The 19,858-nt window shown below is 70.6% G+C and carries 9 protein-coding genes; 6 read left to right on the top strand and 3 right to left on the bottom strand.

What is annotated here, in order from left to right; genetic code table 11:
* Positions 1–50: 50 nt before the first annotated feature.
* Both BLQ49_RS18615 and BLQ49_RS18610 read right to left on the bottom strand, forming a co-directional pair.
* On the bottom strand, positions 51–821 hold the full coding sequence (locus BLQ49_RS18615) for an enoyl-CoA hydratase/isomerase family protein (RefSeq protein WP_091718339.1): 771 nt from the start codon (positions 819–821) through the stop codon (positions 51–53).
* Positions 822–918: 97 nt separating this feature from the next.
* Entirely contained in the window at positions 919–1,824 is a 906-nt protein-coding gene (locus BLQ49_RS18610) for a LysR family transcriptional regulator (protein ID WP_091718337.1), read from the bottom strand.
* Positions 1,825–1,944: 120 nt separating this feature from the next.
* Between BLQ49_RS18610 and BLQ49_RS18605 the strand changes: the two genes are divergently transcribed.
* From BLQ49_RS18605 to BLQ49_RS18595, 3 genes are all read left to right on the top strand, one after another.
* Positions 1,945–2,619 (top strand): peroxiredoxin-like family protein, encoded by a 675-nt coding sequence (locus tag BLQ49_RS18605; RefSeq protein WP_091718335.1) that lies wholly within the window; start codon positions 1,945–1,947, stop codon positions 2,617–2,619.
* 28 nt (positions 2,620–2,647) lie between these two features.
* Positions 2,648–3,364, top strand: coding sequence for an SDR family oxidoreductase (locus tag BLQ49_RS18600; protein ID WP_091718333.1), 717 nt, complete (start codon positions 2,648–2,650; stop codon positions 3,362–3,364).
* 1,104 nt (positions 3,365–4,468) lie between these two features.
* On the top strand, positions 4,469–13,501 hold the full coding sequence (locus tag BLQ49_RS18595; protein ID WP_091718331.1) for an autotransporter-associated beta strand repeat-containing protein: 9,033 nt from the start codon (positions 4,469–4,471) through the stop codon (positions 13,499–13,501).
* A 364-nt stretch (positions 13,502–13,865) separates the two neighbouring features.
* Here BLQ49_RS18595 and BLQ49_RS18590 read toward each other — a convergent pair whose 3' ends face one another.
* Positions 13,866–14,426 carry a L,D-transpeptidase gene (locus BLQ49_RS18590; protein WP_091718492.1) on the bottom strand — a complete coding sequence of 187 codons (561 nt, stop codon included), beginning with the start codon at positions 14,424–14,426 and terminating at the stop codon, positions 13,866–13,868.
* A 121-nt stretch (positions 14,427–14,547) separates the two neighbouring features.
* Between BLQ49_RS18590 and BLQ49_RS18585 the strand changes: the two genes are divergently transcribed.
* The 3 genes from BLQ49_RS18585 to BLQ49_RS18575 all read left to right on the top strand — a co-directional run bounded on the left by BLQ49_RS18585 (position 14,548) and on the right by BLQ49_RS18575 (position 19,658).
* On the top strand, positions 14,548–15,048 hold the full coding sequence (locus BLQ49_RS18585) for a hypothetical protein (protein ID WP_244507666.1): 501 nt from the start codon (positions 14,548–14,550) through the stop codon (positions 15,046–15,048).
* Between the two features lie 149 nt (positions 15,049–15,197).
* On the top strand, positions 15,198–16,481 hold the full coding sequence (locus BLQ49_RS18580) for an efflux RND transporter periplasmic adaptor subunit (protein WP_425284013.1): 1,284 nt from the start codon (positions 15,198–15,200) through the stop codon (positions 16,479–16,481).
* A gap of 18 nt (positions 16,482–16,499) precedes the next feature.
* The gene (locus BLQ49_RS18575) at positions 16,500–19,658 is read left to right on the top strand and encodes an efflux RND transporter permease subunit (RefSeq protein ID WP_091718329.1); all 3,159 of its coding nucleotides are present in this window, start codon (positions 16,500–16,502) and stop codon (positions 19,656–19,658) included.
* Positions 19,659–19,858 lie beyond the last annotated feature (200 nt).

Raw genomic sequence — 19,858 nt, 5'->3', positions numbered from 1 at the left:
GCGCTGGGCCATCCGCGCGGGCCCGACACGCCGGGGGATCGGGCGCGCAGTCAGCTCTGGGCGGCCATGGTCCGCGCCACGTCGGCGGCGCTGATGCCCTCAAGGGCCAGCCCGTAGCCGGTTCCCTCCTCGACGAGCCGCCGCAGGCGCTGTGTCAGTGCGATCCGGGTGTAGCGGCCGGTGAGCGGCGGCAGGGCCGCGATGCCGTCCGCGATCTCATGCGCCCGGGCCAGCAGCCGGTCCCGCGGCACGATCTCGTTGACCACGCCCCAGTCCTGGGCGGTCTGGGCATCCAGCACCTGCCGCGTCAGCAGGAAGTACCGCCCGCGGATCGAGCCGATCACCTCGGGCCACAGGATGTGCATGCCATCGCCCGGCACGATGCCGAACTCGAAATGCGGCTTGTCCTGGAAGACCGTCTCCGGTGTCGCCAGCACGATGTCGGTGAGCAGCGCGTACTCGCTGTGCAGCAGGACCGGGCCGTTCAGCGCGGTGATCATCGGCACCTCGATGTCGAGGATGTTGCCGAGCACCTTGCGGCCCTCCCGCAGGATCTTGTCGTAGCCCTGCGGCGAGAAGAAATCGAAGCCCTCGGGGCTGATCGCGTCCATGAAGGCGTCGCCCGTTCCGGTGAGGATCACCGCCCGGTTGTCGCGGTCCTCGCCGATGGCGTGGAACAGGTCGACGAACTGCTCGTGGGTGTGGCCGTCGAAGACGAGCTTGCCGCCCCCGGTGTGGAGCATGACCTCCAGCACGCCGTTCGGCTTGCGGGTCAGGCGGGCATTGGGGAAGGCGTCGCGGTAGGTGTCGAAACGGGCCATCGGTGCTGTCCTCGTGGTGGCCGGCCCCGTTCGGTCGGCATGGGGACGAGGTAGACCGATCGGTCCGGCGACGGAGGACGGTGCGCGGCGATAAGGCTTATGCCGCCACGGAATGGGGCTCGCCGGTCCCGGCCATGGCGGCCTGGACGAAATCGGCGAACAGCCGCGCCTTGGCGCTGGCCATGCGGCCGGTCGGGAAGACCGCCCAGAGGTCGATGGCGGGCAGCGCCCAGGGCTGCAGCAGCCGCCGCACCGCGCCGCTCGCGAGGTCCGGGGCGAACATCCAGTCTGAGGCGATGGTGAGGCCGATATCGGCCAGCACGGCCGCACGCAGACCCTCGGCCGCGCTGACCCGCACGCGGCCGTGAACCGCGACCGAGACCGCGGCGCCATCCCGGGTGAAGGACCAGGCGTCGGGCTGCTGGCTGTAGACCACCGCCTCGTGCCCGGCGAGGTCTGCGGGACTGAGCGGCTCGCCGGCGCGGGTGAGATAGGCGGGCGTGGCGAGCACCGAGCGGCCGCCGGTGGCGAGCTTGCGCGCGACGGCGGCCGAGTCGGGCAGGGCCCCCATGCGCAGGGACAGGTCGATCCCCTCGCTGACGAGGTCGATCACCCGGTCGTCGAGGATGATCTCGATGTCGAGGTCCGGGTGCGCGGCGAGGAAGCGCGGCAGCAGCGGCACCACGTGGAGCCGCGCGAAGGTGGTCGCCGCCGAAACCCGCAGCCGCCCCGAGAGCCCGGCGCCCGCGCCGCGGGCGGCGCGCTCGGCCTCGTCCGCCTCGGCGATGGCGGCCCGCGCCCGCTCGTAGAAGCGCAGGCCCGCCTCCGTGGGGCTCAGGCCGTGGGTCGAGCGGACGAGCAGGCTGACCTGCAGCCGGTTCTCCAGCTGCGCGATCGTCTTCGAGACGGCGGGCTGGCCGACGTTCAGGAGCCGGGCGGCCCCCGAGAAGGATCCCGATTCCACGACCCGCACGAAGGTGGCCATCGCCTGATACCGGTCCACGCCATTCCTCCCTGGAATGAGCGTTATCGCCCCGGGCTGCCTGCCCTGTCCATTGTTGGCGGCGCATCACTCCGGCCGTCTTCACCGCGTCGCCTCGGCGATGTCTCCGGAGCCCGCGCCATGACCCTGCAATCCAAGCTCGACGCATTCAAGTCCGGCTTTGAGGCCGGCAAGCCGCCCTACAGCGTCCCACCCTCGGTCATCGCAACGATGCACCGGGCGACCGCGGAGCTGATCGCCTCCGGCGCCGCGAGCCGCGCCCTCAGGGCTGGCGACCGAGCGCCGGCGTTCACGCTCAACGACCCGGACGGCCAGCCCGTCTCGTCCGCTGACCTGCTGGCGCGCGGGCCGCTCGTGATCAGCTTCTACCGCGGCGTATGGTGCCCCTACTGCAACATGGAGCTGCAGGCGCTCCAGGAGACGCTGCCACGGTTCGCGGCGCTCGGGGCGAGCCTTGTCGCCGTCTCGCCGCAGACGGCGGCCAACAGCCGCAAATCGGTCCGTCAGAACGCGGTCGGCTTCCCGATCCTGTCGGATCCGCACAACGCCGTCGCGGCTGCGTTCGGCCTGCGCTTCGCGCTGCCCGATTATCTGGTCGATCTCTACAAGAGCCTGAAGAACGATCTGCCGGCGTTCAACGGCGACGCGAGCTGGACGCTGCCGATGCCCGGGCGCTTCGTCGTCGGGCGGGACGGCGTGATCCTCTACGCCGAGGTGAACCCGGACTACACCCGCCGACCCGAGCCCGCGGACATGCTGCCGGCGCTCCGCCGCGCGGCTTCCGTCCCCGCCTGATCGAGCACGGATGCCAGGAGATTCCGAAATGTCCAGAACCTATCTCGTGACCGGTGCCAGCAAGGGCATCGGGCTGGCGCTGGCCCATCGTCTGGCCGGTGAGGGCCACCACGTCGTCGGCCTCGCGCGCCGCGGTCTCGACGGCTTCCCCGGCACGCTCGTGCCGGTCGACCTCGCCGACGGCGACGCCACCGACGCGGTCCTCGCCGACCTCACCGGACGCTTCGCCTTCGACGGCGTGGTCAACAATGTCGGACTGGTGCGGCCGCAGCGGCTCGGGGCGGTCGAGATCCCCGCGCTGGACGAGGTCCTGCGCGTCAACCTCCATCCGGCGGTCCAGACCGTGCAGGCCCTGTTGCCGGCCATGCGCCAGCGCGGCTGGGGCCGGGTCGTCAACATCGCCAGCCTGACCGTGCTCGGCAGCGTGGAGCGCACGGCCTACGCGGCCGCGAAGGCGGCGCTCGTCAGCTTCACCCGTTCCTGGGCGCTCGAACTCGCCGTGACAGGGATCACCGTCAACGCGGTGGCGCCGGGGCCGACCGAGACCGAGCTGTTCCGGGCCAACAACCCACCGGGCAGCGCGGGCGAGACGCGCTACCTCGCCGGCGTGCCGATGGGCCGCTTCGGACGGCCGGAGGAGATCGCAGCAGCCATCGCGTTCCTGATGTCGGACGAGGCGGCGTTCATGACGGGGCAGACCCTCTACGTCGATGGCGGTGCCTCGATCGGCCGGGCGGCTTTATAGCGCCGGGACGCAGCTCAACGCGTTCCGGATGCATCGAGCTCGTACTCACGGCCAGCAGCTGCAGATACCCGTCCCTGACGGCGCGGACCTTGGCGATGCGAGGCTGCCGCGACGGGTCAATTTGCGTCGCCAAACTTCTCCCCAGCCTATGTCCGCGTTCGGGCAGCCCTCGTCGCTGCTTGTCCGACCGCGTTGGGTTGAGGCTGTGTCACAACGCGGTGTTCCTGTTCGCCAGCGCCGATCAGTTGGATGACGACGGCGCGGTGGGCCGCTTCAGGCTCGGATGGACTGGGATCGGCGTTCCATGATGAGGCAGGCCTGGACGCGCGCCGACACACTTCGCGCGCCCAGGCCGACACACGACCCGCGCCTGCCGACAAACGTCCTGCGCGCACACAAAGTGTGCCGGTAGCCGAAGTTCGTCCGCGCACGCCCCTTTAGATCCTTGATATTGCTCACTGCGGATCTTGGGTGTGCAGCGCGTGTGTCGGCCCCTGAGGACGATGTTTGTCGGTCAAGCCGATGCAAAGCTCCCGTGGACCTTTTTGATCCGCTTCGCATGGGGCGGTGCGTGAAGAGGCAACGGAAATCTTCCGAAGGTGTTCGAGCCGCCGCGGCGATCTGAGTGAGCGGCGCGGAGAACCAACGACGGCGTTGCCGGCGACGGGGTCGGGTGGTTGAACGAACCAACCCGTGCGGGATGGGTAGCAGCTTCGAGATCTGCGTGTTGATCCGAGCGTCCCGCCTTGATTGAGCGTCGCCCGATCCGGGCGGACGATGCCGGTTCCCTTCATCCGAGCGGAGCCATTTCTCGCTCGCGATGCTGGCCTACCAGACCCGGCGTATCCGGCAGATCCTGAACGGCGAACCCGCCGGGCAGGTGGTCCCGCGCTGCCCGATGCCACCAGCGTCGGGCCACCCACCCCATCTGGATACATATCTAGCAAGTTATAATACCAATAGTATTTGGTCGCTATCGATCAATCAGGATAATTTCGCCAGTTTTTTCGATGTAATTGGTATTTGTCAAGATAAAATCTCGGATTGTCGCGCATTTGTCATCATGTCGACCTAACGCGGCGGCTGGTACGGGGGTGTTTTATCTTGGAACAGCGTAAGGTCCGCATCGGTGTCGCCGCGCTGGCGGCGCTGTCCGCCGAGGTTTGGACTCCGCCAGCCTGCGCGACCGACTATCCGGTGCCGGCGAACACGAAGGACTCCGCAGTCAAGACGGTGTCGGGCACGGATACCGTCACGGTCGAGGCTGGCGGCAAGCTGTCGGTCAACAAGAAGGCGGCCATCGACTGGAACAACGCCTCGACCGACTTGAAGATCACCAATTCCGGCACGATCGAGTCGACCAAGACGGGCGGCCGGGCGATCGACGCCTCGGGCGACGCCAACAACCGCAGCCTGACCCTGGAGAACAAGAAGGACGCGATCATCACGTCCGATGACGACGCGGTTCGCATCAACGTCAACCCGACCGGCGGCACCATCACGGTGAACAATGCCGGGACGATCCAATCGACTGGGACGAGGCAAACGACATCGAACCTCGGGCAGGCCCTGGATTTCGATAAGGCTGCCAGCGGGCTCGCGACGATCACAATCAACAACGCCGCCACCGGGACGATCACGTCCGGCGGCGACGACGCGATCCGGCCCGGCCAGGGGGCGACAATCAACAATTCCGGCACGATCCGGACGGATGGTCTGGCCGTCGACAAGGCGGACGGCATCGATTTCAAGGGCGCCACCGCCGGGACGGTGAACAACAAGGACAGCGGCACGATCTCCGGCGCCCGCCACGGCGTCACCCTGGGCGGCAACAACGGCGCCGGCTCCGTCACCGTGACCAACGCGGCGGGCGCCACCATCACCGGCCGCAGCGGCTCGGGCGTCGGTTCGGATGCCGGCGGTACGGTCACGAATTACGGTACGATCGAGGGGGCCTATTCCGGTACGGGCGACGGCGACGGCGACGGGGTCGATATCGACTTCGCCGGCACGATCACCAATTCCGGCACGATCAAGGGCACCGGCGCCGGCGGCTACGACAAAGGCGGCCGGAAAAACAACAGCGAAGGCATCTCGCTCGGCGGCGGCACCATCACCAATTCCGGCACGGTCTCGGGCGCCAAGTACGGGATCGTGGTCAACAACGACTCGAATCCCGATAACAGCCGCAGCGGCGTCGCCGCGACCACGATCACCAACGAGGTCGGCGGCACGATCGAGGGCAAGGACGGCTACGCGATCCGGCTGGAGAACAAGCTCGGCACCGCGGCCGACAACGACACGATCGTCAATAAGGGCACGATCATCGGCAACGGCACGATCCCGGATCCGACCGCGGTGGTGCTCCTCCAGAGCGGCAGCGTGGACGGCGGCTCGGTCGGCACGCTGGACGGCGTGCGCTACACCGGCACCGGCTCGGCGCGGTTCATCCAAGGTGACGGCGCCGCGATCCAGATGGGCGAGGGCGACGACACCCTGACCAATTCCGGCACGATCACCGGCAACACCGGCCGGGCGATCAGCCTGGAGGGCGGCAACGACACCCTCAATCTCTTCACCGGCTCGTCGATCACCGGCCGGATCGACGGCGGCACCGGCACCGACACGCTCAACCTGGACAAGGCCGAGACGGGGACCGGCGCCGGCACGCTGGCGAACGTGATCAATTTCGAGGTGCTGAAGGTCAAGGGCGGCACCTGGAAGCTCCTGGACGACCAGACCTACGCGAACGTCGCCACGGTTGCGGCCGGGGCGACGCTGCAGGTCGGCGACGGCGCCACCGCGGGATCGCTGGCGGCCGATATCGCCAATGGCGGCGCGCTGATCTTCAACCGGACCGACGCGTCGAGCTACGCCGGGGTTATTTCCGGCAGCGGCAGCCTGACCAAGGCGGGCACCGGAACCCTGACCCTGACGGGCGCAAACACCTATACCGGTGCCACCACGGTGTCGGCCGGGACGCTCACGATCCAGAACGCGACGGCTTTAGGCGCAGCGGACGGCACGGCGGCCACCGGCACGACGGTCGCCGACGGCGCGACCCTGGCGCTGCAGGGCGGCATCGCGGTGGGCAACGAGGCGCTGTCGCTCACCGGATACAGCCTGAACGCCTGCGGTGCCCTGTGCAACGTCTCCGGCATCAACAGTTATGCCGGGGCGATCACCCTGAGCGGCACCACGAGGATCGGCGCGGATGCCGGCAGGCTGACCCTGTCGGGCCCGATCACGGGCGGCGCCGAGCTGGACCTGGGCGGTGCTGGGGACGGTATCGTCGCAGGCGACATCCGGAATGTCGGCACCGTCATCAAGCTCGGAGCCGGCACCTGGACGCTGACCGGGAAGAGCAGCCTCAGTGACCTCCTGTACGCATTCGGCGGAGCCCTGCGGCTGGAGGGGGGCGGCACGGTCGCGAGCGACAGGGGCATCGTTGGCAGCGACACCACCACGACGGCTTCCGCGACGGTGACGGGCTCTGGCTCGACGTGGACGAACCGGAGCACGCTCGTCGTCGGTGACATCAACGGCACCGGCATCCTCACCGTGGCGGCGGGCGGCACCGTGTCGATCGGAACGAACGGTGCCGGTACGATGACGCTGGCGAAAGGCAGCAACTCGAGCGGCACGCTCAACATCGGTTCCGCGGCGGGCGAGACGGCGGTTGCTGCCGGCACGGTCACGGCCGGCGAGGTGCATTTCGGCGGCGGCACCGGCACGATCACGTTCAACCATACTGGCAACCCGGACGGTTCGGCCGTCACCTTCGCACCGACGATCACCGGTGCGGGCAGCGTGAGCCAGCTCGCCGGCATCACGATCCTGACCGGAGCCAACACCTATACCGGCGCCACCATGGTCTCGGGCGGCACGCTCACCCTCCAGAACGCCACGGCGCTTGGCGCGGCGGACGGCACGGCGGCCAACGGCACCACGGTCGCCTCCGGTGCGACCCTGACGCTGCAGGGCGGGATCGCGGTGGGCAACGAGGCGCTGTCGCTCGCCGGCACGGGCGTGGACAACGGCGGCGCCCTGCGCGGCGTGTCGGGCACCAACAGCTTCGCCGGCGCGATCACGCTGACCGACGCCGCGCGGATCAACGTCGATGCCGGAACCCTGGCCCTGTCGGGTGCGGTCGCGGGTGCCGCCGGGAGCGACCGCGATCTGACGCTGGGCGGGGCTGGCGCGGGCCGCGTGACGGGCGCGCTGGCCGGTAACATCGGCAGGCTCACCAAGGACGGGGCCGGCAGCTGGACCCTGACCGGGCAGGACACGCTCTCGGGCGATGTCCGCGTGAATGGCGGTGCGCTGACGGTCGCCGAAGGCGGCCACGCGTCGAATTACCGAGGTTATCTCGGTTACGATGCCGCCTCGTCCGGGACGGTGACAGTGACCGGGACGGGCTCGACCTGGACCAATAACAACAGCCTCTATGTCGGCCACAGCGGCACGGGCACGCTCGCTGTCCAGGCCGGTGGCCAGGTGTCGGACACCTCTGGCGTCCTCGGCAACTTCACCGGCTCATCCGGGACGGCGACGGTTTCGGGGACCGGCTCGGCCTGGATCAACAGCAGCAACCTTTATGTCGGCAACAGCGGCACGGGCGCGCTCGCCATCCAGGGCGGCGGCCGGGTATCGGCCAATCACAGCGTCCTCGCCGCCGATCCCCACTCATCCGGGGCGGCGACAGTGACGGGGCTGGGCTCGACCTGGACCAACAGCGGTGACCTCTACGTCGGCGCCGTCGGCACGGGCACGCTCGTCGTCCAGGCGGGCGGTCAGGTGTCGAACGGGTACGGCTATCTCGGCCACTTCTCAGGCTCATCCGGGGCGGCGACGGTGGCGGGGGCGGGCTCGACCTGGACCAACACCGATGTTCTCAATGTCGGCAGTAGTGGCACCGGCACGCTCACGGTGGCGGATGGTGGCCTCGTATCGGCCGGCGCCAATGGCACGGGCACCGTGTCGGTTGCCTCCCTGAGCGGCTCGACCGGCACGCTCGCCATCGGTGCGGCCGCGGGGCAGCCGGCGGTTGTCGCCGGCACGGTGCAGGCGAGCAAGGTGGCGTTCGGCGCCGGCACCGGCACGATCACGTTCAATCATACCGGCAACCCGGACGGAACGGCCGTCACCTTCGCGCCGATGATCACCGGAACCGGTACGGTCAGCGATCTCGCCGGCACCACGATCCTGACCGGCGCCAACACCTATTCCGGCACCACCACGGTCTCGGGCGGCACGCTCAGCGCCGCCAACGCCACGGCTCTCGGCACCTCAGCCACGACGGTCACGGCCGGTGGCTCCCTCGACGTCAACGGCGTCACCCTCGCCAACACCCTGACGCTGTCCGGCACCGGCGCGGGCGGCATCGGCGCGCTCACCGGAACCGGTACGGCCGGGGTCTCGGGCCCGATCACGCTGGCCGGCAACACGGCGCTCGGCGGCGCCGGTACCCTGACCGTTTCAGGCGCCATCGGCGACGGCGGCAACGGCTATGGACTGTCGAAGCTCGGCACCGGCACCGCGATCCTCACCGCCGCCAACACCTATACCGGCACCACCACGATCTCCGGCGGCACGCTGTCCCTGAGCGGCGCCGGCACGCTCGCCAGCTCCAGCGGGGTGGCGCTGGCCACCGGCGGCACTTTCGACATCTCCAACGTCACCGGCGGTGGCGCCACGATCGCTGGCTTGTCCGATACTGCCGCCGGCCAGGCCGGCACCGTCACGCTGGGCACCAAGACCCTGGCCCTGTCCAACGGCACCGGCAGCTACGGTGGAAGCGTCGTCGGCACCGGCGGCCTGACCTTCGCCGGCGGCGTGCAGACCTTCATGGGCGCCAGCACCTATTCAGGCGCCACCACGGTCTCGGGCGGCACGCTCACGATCCAGAACGCGACGGCTTTGGGCACGGCCGACGGCACGGCGGCGACCGGCACCACGGTCGTCTCGGGCGCGACCCTGGCGCTGCAGGGCGGCATCGCGGTGGGCAACGAGGCGCTGTCGCTCGCCGGGTTGGGCGTGGGCAATGGCGGCGCCCTGCGCAGCCTCTCGGGCGACAACAGCTATGCCGGGGCGATCACGCTGACCGACCGCAGCCGGATCGGTGTGGATGCGGGCACGCTCACCCTGTCCGGCGATATCGCCGGCGTCCAGAACCCCAACCTGATCCTGAGTGGCCAGGGCACCGGTGTGGTGTCGGGCAATATCCGCGACGTCAATATGCTGTCCAAGCGAGGGGACGGCACCTGGAGTCTGACCGGCCAGACCGCGCTGGTCACCAACACGTATGTCGATAGTGGCACCCTCCGTGTGGCGGCCGGCGGCACGCTGTCCGACGTGACGGGCCATGTCTCTTCCGAAGGCGGAGGGGCCGCCGCCGCTCTGGTGACCGGCACGGGCTCTCGCTGGATCAGCACCCGGGATCTCTTTGTCGGCGAAGCCGGCACCGGTACGCTCACCGTTGCGGCGGGGGGCAGCGTCTCGGTCGGGACCGACGGCACCGGCACCCTCACCATCGCCAAGGGCCGGAGCGTGAGCGGCACGCTGAATATCGGCGCAGCGGTGGGTCAGGTGGCGGTCGCCGCCGGTACGGTGGCGGCCGGGGAGGTGCATTTCGGCGCCGGCACCGGCACGATCACGTTCAACCACACCGGCAAGCCGGACGGCTCGCCCGTCACCTTCGCACCGAGGATCACCGGTGCCGGCAGCGTGAGCCAACTCTCCGGCACGACGATCCTGGCCGGCGCCAACACCTATACCGGCACCACCACGGTCGCGGGCGGCATCCTCAGCGCCGCCCATGCCGCCGCGCTCGGCACCTCCGCCGCCGCCGTCACGCCCGGCGGCACGCTGGACGTCGGCGGCGTGACGATCGCCAATGCCCTGACGCTGTCGGGCACCGGCGCCGGCGGAATCGGCGCGCTCACCGGTACCGGCACGGCCGGGGTCACCGGCCCGATCACGCTGGCCGGCAATGCCGCGCTCGGCGGCAGCGGCACCCTGACCATCACGGGCAGCATCGGCGATCGCGGTAACGGCTACGGCCTATCGAAGACCGGCACCGGTACCGCGATCCTCACCGGCGCCAACACCTATACCGGCGCCACCACGGTCGCGGGCGGCATCCTCAGCGCCGCCCATGCCGCCGCGCTCGGCGCCTCCGCCGCCGCCGTCACGCCCGGCGGCACGCTGGACGTGAACGGCGTCACCCTCGCCAATGCCCTGACGCTGTCGGGCACCGGCGCCGGTGGGATCGGCGCGCTGACCGGCACCGGGACGGCCGGGGTCATGGGGACGGTCACGCTCGCCGGCGATGCCGCGCTCGGCGGCAGCGGCACCCTGACCGTGGCGGGCAGTATCGGCGATCGCGGCGCCGGCTACAGCCTGTCGAAGACCGGCACCGGTACCGCGATCCTCACCGCCGCCAACACCTATACCGGCACCACCACGATCTCCGGCGGCACGCTGTCCCTGTCGGGCGCCGGCACCCTGGGCAGTGCCGGGGCCACCACCACGATCGCGGGCGCCACCAGCGTGCTCGATCTCGGCGGCACCCACCAGACCCAGGCCGCCGTCAGCCTCAGCCAGGGCGCGACCCTGCAGAACGGCGTGCTCGCCGCGCCCGTTACCTCTACGGGTGGAATCCTCGCACGGATCTCCGGCGCCGCCACGCTCACCACGACCGGGGGCACCACCGTCACGACGGCCAACACCTACACCGGCGCCACCACGGTCGGCGACGGATCGGTCCTGAAGGCGGGCGGCGCGGGCGGCTTCTCGGCGGCCTCCACCTACACCCTGGCCGGCTCTGGGACCCTGGACCTCGCGGGCGCGGCCAACACCGTCGGCGCCCTGGCCAGCGCCTCGCCGACCGCGACCGTGACCAGCAGCGCGGGCAGTCCAGCCGTCCTGACGGTGGCCGGCGTGAGCGCCAGCCGCTTCGCCGGAACGATCCGGGACGGCGCCGGTCCGCTCGGCCTGACCCTGGCGGGCGACACCCTCACGCTGACCGGCACCAACACCTACACGGGCGCGACCACGATCGGCCGCGGCGCCACCCTGCGGCTCGGCGACGGCGGCACAGCCGGCGCGATCGCGGCGACCTCAGGGGTCGCCAACGACGGCGCCCTGGTGTTCGACCGGGCCGACGCCGTGAGCTTCGCCCCCGCCATCTCGGGCTCGGGCAGCCTGACCCAGGCCGGCTCCGGCACCACCGTGCTCACCGGCCGCAACACCTACACGGGCGCCACGACGATCAGCGGCGGCACCCTGCAGATCGACGGCGTGCTCGCCGCCTCCGAGGTGACGGTCAGGCGCGGCGGGACGCTGGCCGGCTCGGGCAAGATCGGCGACCCGCTGATCGAGGCCGGCGGCCGGCTGGCACCGGGCAGCGCCGCGGCCATCGGCACCCTGGCGATCCACGGCCCGCTGACCTTCACAGCGGGCTCGTTCTACACGGTCAAGGTCACGCCCACCGCCAACGATCGCGCCGCGGTGACCGGCCCGGTCACGATCCAGGGCGGCACCGTGCAGGTGCTGGCGGGGGCGGGCACCTACACGCCGGCGCTGCGCTACATCCTGCTCACCGCCACGGGCGGCGTGACCGGTCAGTTCAGCAACCTAGAGACGACGAGCAACCTTGCCTTCCTGACGCCGTCGCTGGCCTATGACGGCAGCAGCGTGGCGCTGGGCTTCGCCCAGACGGCGCCGATCGCCAGCGTGGCCACGACGCCCAACCAGGGGGGCCTCGCCCAGGCCCTGAACGGCGCAGGACCCATCGTGACCACGACGGCCCCGGCCCCCCCGGCCGGCAGCCCGCCAAAGGCCGCCGCGATCAGCGGATTAGCCGCGGGCGCGGTCCCGACCGTCAGCCCGCCGGCGACCATCACGACACGCGTATCACCTGCCGGCACGATCACGACCACGGTGAGCACCGCCACCGGCACCACAACAGTGGACGCGAGCCCGGCCGCGCAGGTGGCGACCGCGGTACTCAACCAGACGGCGCCCGGGGCGGTGCAGGCGCTCAACAGCCTGTCGGGCGAGATCCAGGCCTCGGCGGTGAGCGCGCGGGCGCAGGCCGCCCTGGCCGTGCAGGGGACGCTGCTCGAGCACCTGCGCTTCGGCACCGGCCCGACCCGCGGGCTCAGCCTGAGCGGCGCCGTCGGCCAGCGCTTCGCGCCCGGCACGACCCTGCCGGCCGGCTACGCGGCCCTCACCCCGGAGGAGCCCGCCCCCGGACTGGTGGCGGTGCGGCCGCTCGCGCCGGGCTACGGGCTCTGGGGCCAAGCCTTCGGGGCGTTCGGCTCGACCGAGGCCACGCGCAACGCCGCCCGCCTCACCCGGCAGACCGGCGGCTTCGTGCTCGGCGCCGAGACCGGCCCGGGCGTGCTGGCGGGCGGGCTGGGCGACTGGCGCGCGGGCGTCGCGGCCGGCTATGGCTTCACGCAGTTCGACGTGAGCGCCCGCCAGTCCTCCGGCCGGATCGAGAGCGGCTTCGGCGCCGCCTACGCCAGCGGCGCGCTCGGTGCCGTGCAGGTGCGGCTCGGGGCGGTGTACGGCGGCGACGCGCTGGATACGCACCGGACGGTGCTGTTCCCGGGCTTCTCGCAGGCGATCAGCGGCCGGGCGGGCGGCACGACGCTGCAGGGCTTCGGCGAGGTCGGCTACCGGATTGGCGAGGCGGCGCGCTATGTCGAGCCGTTCGTGGGCGCGGCGGCGCTGCGGCTGCACGGGGACGGGTTCAGCGAGACGGGCGGTTCGGCGGCTTTGGGCGTGTTCGGCCGGAGCTATTGGGTGGAGACGGCCACGGCGGGTGTGCAGGCGCAGGCGGTGGTGGCGGACCTGTTCGGGGGCGCGGGGCCGCTGATGGCGCGGGGGCTGATCGGCTACCGGCGGGCGTTCGGGGACGTGACGCCCGCTGCCTTGGTGGCGTTCCGGGGCGGGGGCACGGCGTTCCGCACGGCGGGTGCGCCGCTGGCCGAGGACGCGGCGGTGGCGTCGGCGGGCCTGGACTGGGAGGTCGCGCCGGGCACGCTCGTGGGCCTGGCGTATGACGGCCAGATCGGGCGGCGGGCGCAGGACCATGCCGTCAAGGGGAGCCTCTCGTACCGCTGGTGAAGGCGGCAAGCTGGTCCCAGGGCCGGGCGACCCCGGGGCACGTTCCGCCGGCCCAGCCATGACGACCCTATTGCCGTCATCGAACACCGTCCTCGCCCCGTCGGGTAGATCCTGGCTTTAGGCCAGGGGGTGATGCTGTCGATCTTCTTGAGCAGTCCAAGGGGGGAGGGGCGTTCAGGCGCGCCGCCGCGCCGAGCTGGGTCGGGATGTATGACGTCGCCGAGGAACGACAGGGCGGCCTCGTGCGAGACCTTGAGGAACGGTTATCGATGGTCGCGCGAGGTGACGGCCGGTTTGCCGCCCTGGTCCACGCGCCGACCCACTTCGCGCGCTCAGGCCGACACACGACCCGCGCGCACACCAATCAGTCGCGCACGACCACCTTGGTGCCGACCCGGGCGCGATCGTAGAGATCGACCACGTCCTTGTTGGTCATGCGGATGCAGCCCGACGAGACCGCCGCGCCCATCGTCTCGGGCTCGTTCGAGCCGTGGATGCGGTAGAGCGAGGAGCCGAGATACAGGGCACGGGCGCCGAGCGGGTTGTCCTGGCCGCCGGCCATGTAGCGCGGCAGGTCCGGGCGGCGGGCCAGCATCTGCTGCGGCGGGCGCCAATCCGGCCATTCCTTCTTCATGGTGACCGTCTTGGTGCCCGACCACGAGAAGCCCTGCCGGCCGACGCCGACCCCGTAGCGGATCGCCTCGCCACCGCCCAGCACGTAGTAGAGCCGGCGCTGGCGGGTCGAGACCACGATCGTGCCGGGCTTCTCCTTGCCGGTCCACGCCACCGTCTCGCGGGGGATCGCCTGGCTGCGGAAGACGTTGAGGAAATCCGCGATCGGCCCCCGGTCCAGCGGGTTGGCCGACGCGGGGGCGCTCGCCAGCAGGGCGCCGGCGAGCGCGAGCAGCGCAATCCGTCTCGACATGGTCTCCATCCTTCCTCGATCGCGGCGCGGGCCTTCGCGGCGGCCGCACAGTTCTGCGCCGACCCGGCCCCGACTTCGCGGCAAGGTTGAGGCCGGGTCGCCGGGGAGGGTGCTTCCGGGCGTGGCCGTTGCGTTCATGCCACAGGGGCCGATCGGCGCGACGTCACGGGTGATTGAACCCGGCGACGGCCGTGCTTATCTCAGGTTCGTGATCCGATCCGTCGCCCTTCTGGCCCGCCGCGTCGCGGGTTCGCCGGACCGCCTCGCCCGGGGCCTTGCCGTGCTGGCGCTGCTCGTCCTCGCGACGGCGGCCGTGATCGCCATGCCTGCGCCGGCCGAGGCCGCGCGGGTGGAGGGGCCGGCCTGTACCGTCGCGGGCGCCCGGATGGCGGTCCTGTCGGGGACGCCGGATACGCAGTCTGAGACCGGGCGTTCGGCTCTCGGCCGCACCGACCTCTGCGCTGCCGACAGCGAGATCCTCACCGAGCTGGGTCTGCCACGACCGCCGGTTGAGGCGCCGCGGCCTCGTCACACTCTCTCCGCATCGTTCGACTACAGCTCCGATGTCATGCCGGCCTCCGCGCCGGACGGCCTGCTGCACCGGCCTCCACGACTGGCCTGACGCACGCCCCGGCCCGATGGCCGGCGAGGGTGTGCCTGTCCTGATCCATTGACCGGTCGCGGATCGGTCCCCGGATCGCCTCGTCGATGCGCGGGCCCATGCGCCGCGCCAGCCTCAGCAGACGCATGTTTTCAGGAGCGTCGGTACTCGTGACCCGCAATTTGCCTGCCCGAATCCCATCCCCCCGCCGCGTCCCGGCGATCCTGCCCGCGGCCCTGCTGCTCGTCGGCCTTGCGGCCTGCAACCCGAAGCAGGTTGCCGCGCCGACGCCGCCCGTGCCCGAGGTCGGCTTCGTCACCGTGGAGCCCCAGGCGATCCCGTATGTGCGCGATCTGCCGGGCCGCGTCGCGCCGATGCGCATCGCCGAGGTGCGCTCCCGGGTCTCCGGCCTCGTGGTGAAGCGGCTGTTCGAGCAGGGCAGTCAGGTCAAGGAAGGCGACATCCTCTACAAGATCGACCCGGCGCCCTACGAGGTCGAGCTTGCCAGCGCCGAGGCGTCGTTGGCCCGCCAGGAGGCGGCGCTCGTGCTCGCCCGCCAGCAGGCCGACCGGCTCGAACAGCTCCTCTCCCGCGCCACCGCGAGCCAGGCCCAGTACGACGCGGCCTACGCGGCCAAGAAGCAGGCCGAGGCCGAGGTGGCGGGCGCCAAGGCGAGCCGCCAGAAGGCGCAGCTCAACCTCGACTGGACCGACGTGCGCGCGCCGATCACCGGCCGCATCGGCCGGGCGCTGCTCACCGAGGGTACGCTGATCGAGCCGGGCTCCATGGGGGCGCTGGCCACGATCCAGCAGCTCGACCCGATCTACGTCGACATCACCCAGTCGGTGGGCGAATTGAACCGCCTGCGCCGGGACCTCGCCAGCGGCGAGCTCGCGCGGCTGGAGGACAACACCGCCAACGTCCACCTGATCATGGACGACAATTCCCTCTACCCGCTGGCCGGGCGCCTGCTGTTCTCGGACGTCACCGCCGATCCGAGCACCGGGCAGGTGACCCTGCGCGTGCAGTTCCCGAACCCGCACGACGAGCTGTTTCCCGGCATGTATGTCCGGGCGCGGATCAAGCAGGGCATCGATTCCGACGCGATCGCGGTGCCGCAGCAGGCGATCCAGCGCACCGATGACGGACGCGCCGAGGTCTGGGTGGTGCGCGCCGACGAGACCGTCATGCGCCAGCCCGTCGAGGTCGGGCCGGTGGTCGGCCAGAATTGGCTCATCCGCTCCGGCCTCAAGGCCGGCCAGCGCGTCGTGACCGACGGCTTCCAGAAGATCACCGCGGGCATCAAGGTGAAGCCCCTCGACCAGACCCCGGTCCACGGCGAGACCGGGCCGAAGCACGATGCCGACGAGGCCGCCGAGGTCCCCGGCGACCAGAGTTCCGGCGGTAAGGCGGAGGTCGCCCCGCGCGCCGCTGCCGCCCAGCAGCGCCACTGAGCCCGGGAGAGCCCGACCATGGCCCGCTTCTTCATCGACCGCCCGGTCTTCGCCTGGGTGGTGGCCCTGTTCATCTGCCTCGGCGGCGCGCTCGCCATCCCGAACCTGCCGGTGGCGCAGTACCCGGTGATCGCCCCGCCGCAGATCGCCCTGTCTACGGCCTATCCCGGCGCCTCCGTGGAGAGCCTCTACGTCGGCACGACCCGGCTCATCGAGGATGAGCTGAACGGGGCCGCCAATATCATGAACTTCGAGTCGACCACCGACTCGTTCGGCTCGGTCAACATCACCGCCACCTTCCAACCCGGCACCGACTCGTCGCTCGCTTCCGTGGAGGTGCAGAACCGCCTGAAGCGCGTGGAGGCGCGCCTGCCCGTAGAGGTGCGCCAGAACGGCATCCTCGTGGAGGAGGCCTCGGCCGCGACCCTCAACATCATCACCCTCGTCTCCAAGGACGGGTCGATGGACGAGGTGGGCTTGGGCGACTTCCTCATCCGCAACGTCATCAACGAGATCCGCCGCATCCCCGGCGTCGGCCGCGCGACCCTCTACTCGACCGAGCGGTCGCTCCGGGTCTGGGTCGATCCCGACAAGCTGCGCGGGCTCTCGCTCAACGCCTCGGAGGTCACCGAGGCGATCCGCAACCAGAACGTCCAGGTCGCCTCCGGGGCGGTCGGCGCGCAGCCGAGCCCGACCCGGACGGCGCTGACCATGCCGATCATCGTGAAGGGCCAGCTCGGCACGATCGAGGAATTCGGCGCCATCGTGCTGCGGGCCAATTCCGACGGCTCGAACGTGCGCCTGCGCGACGTCGCCCGGATCGAGCTCGGCGGCGACGCCTACCAGTTCTCCACGCGCCTCAACGGCGGCCCGGCCGCCGGCATCTCGGTGACGCTCGCCCCCGACGGCAACGCGCTGGAGACCGCCAAGGCGATCCGCGCCAAGATGGTGGAGCTGTCCCAGTTCTTCCCGCCGGACCTGAAGTGGGACATCCCCTACGATATCACCCCGGCGGTCGAGGCCTCGATCGAGAAGGTGCTGCACACGCTGGTCGAGGCGGTGGTGCTGGTCTTCCTCGTGATGTTCCTGTTCCTGCAGAACATCCGCTACACCCTGATCCCCACCATCGTGGTGCCGATCGCCCTGATGGGCACCGTCACGGTGATGTGGCTTTCGGGCTTCTCGGTGAACGTGCTCACCATGTTCGGCATGGTGCTGGCCATCGGCATCCTGGTCGACGACGCCATCGTGGTGGTGGAGAACGTCGAGCGGATCATGAACGAGGAGGGGCTGCCCCCCAAGGAGGCCACCAAGAAGGCCATGGGGCAGATCACCGGCGCGATCATCGGCATCACCCTGGTGCTGATGGCGGTGTTCGTGCCGATGGCGTTCTTCCCCGGCTCGGTCGGCATCATCTACCGCCAGTTCTCGATCGCGATGGTGACCTCCATCGCGTTCTCGGCGCTGCTCGCCCTGTCGCTGACGCCGGCGCTCTGCGCCACCTTCCTGAAGCCGGTCGCCAAGGGCCACGGCCATGCCAAGGGCGGCGTGTTCGGGATGTTCAACCGGTTCGTCGACCGGGAGACCGCCCGCTACGGTCGCGGCACCGCAGCGTTCATCCGCAAGTCCGGCCGGGTGATGCTGGTCTACCTCGCGCTGGTGGCGGGGACCGCCTACGCCTTCGTCAACCTGCCGGAGGGCTTCCTGCCGGTTGAGGATCAGGGCTTCTTCACCGTGGACATCCAGACCCCGCCCGGCGCCTCCTACAACCGCACCCAGGAGGCGGTCCGCAAGGTCGAGGAGTACCTGCTGGCGCAGCCCGGCGTCGCCACCGTGACGATGCTGAACGGCTACTCGTTCTCCGGTCAGGCGCCGAGCACCAGCCAGGCCTTCGTCACCCTGAAGCCCTGGTCGGAGCGCGACGCCAAGAACTCGGCCGCCGCCCTCGTGGCCGGCACCAACGCGGCGCTTGCGAGCTACCGCGACGCCACCGTGGACGCCCAGGAGCCGCCGCCGGTGGACAACCTCGGCAATGCGGCGGGCTTCTCGTTCCGCCTGCAGGACCGGGCGAACCGCGGCTACGCGGCCCTGCTCTCGGCCCAGGAGCAGCTCCTCAAGCTCGCCTCGCAGAGCCCGATCCTCCAGAAGGTGAAGATCGAGGGCCTGCCACCGACCCCGCAGGCGGAGCTGGTGATCGACCGCGAGAAGGCGGCGGCCTTGGGCGTGAAGTTCGAGGACATCAACGCCACGATCCAGCTCAACCTCGGCTCGGTCTACCCGAACGACTTCCCCAACCGGGGCAAGATGCAGCGGGTCTACGTCCAGGCCGAGCAGCTCCAGCGCATGAACGCGTCGGACATCCTCAACTACGCGGTGAAGAACGCCACGGGCACGATGGTGCCGATGTCGTCCTTCGCGGAGTTGAAATGGGGCATGGGGCCGAGCCAGATCGTCGGCTACAACGGCTACCAGTCGGTGCGCTTTACCGGCGAGCCGAACCCCGGCTACACGTCGGGCGACGCGATCGCCGAGATGGAGCGGCTGATGCTCCAACTGCCCAAGGGTTTTGGCTACGCCTGGACCGGCCAGTCCTTCCAGGAGAAGCAGGCTGGGAGCCAGGCGACCCTGCTGCTGGCGCTCTCGGTGGTGATCGTGTTCCTGTGCCTCGCCGCGCTCTACGAGAGCTGGGCCATTCCCGTGTCGGTGATGCTGGTCATCCCGCTTGGCGTGATCGGCGCGTTGGCGGCCGTGTATCTGCGCGGCATGCCCAACGACGTGTACTTCAAGATCGGGCTGATCACGATCATCGGCCTTTCGGCCAAGAACGCGATCCTGATCGTGGAATTCGCCAAGGACCTCTGGAAGCCCGGGACCTCGGTGGTGCGGGCCGCGGTCGAGGCGGCGACGCTCCGGTTCCGGCCGATCGTGATGACGTCACTGGCCTTCATCTTCGGCGTGGTGCCGCTCGCCATCGCCACCGGCGCCGCCTCGAAGAGCCAGCAGGCGATCGGCACCGGCGTGATGGGCGGCATGATCACCGCGACCGTGCTGGCGGTGTTCTTCGTGCCGGTGTTCTTCGTCGTGGTGATGCGCCTGTTCCGGCGGAAGGCCGTGGCGGAGGGCGAGGCGGCGGAGGCCGAGGTGCGGCCCGAGCCGGCGCGGGTGGCGGCGGAGTGAGGCTGCTGGCGCGCAGCTAGGTTCCCCTCGCCCCGCTTGCGGGGAGAGGGCCGCGTCTCCCCCTCGTCGGGGAGCGCGGCGAGGCGGCAGCCGAAGGTGAGGGGGCCGTTCAGGACGAGACTCTTCCGGAATCGCCCCCTCACCGCCGCTCCGGCCTCGCCTCCGCTTCCCGCAGGCACAACAGGGTGCCTGCGGGCCTC

The organism is Methylobacterium phyllostachyos (assembly GCF_900103445.1).
Lineage (GTDB): Bacteria > Pseudomonadota > Alphaproteobacteria > Rhizobiales > Beijerinckiaceae > Methylobacterium > Methylobacterium phyllostachyos.
This window is presented reverse-complemented; position numbering and strand designations above follow the sequence as displayed.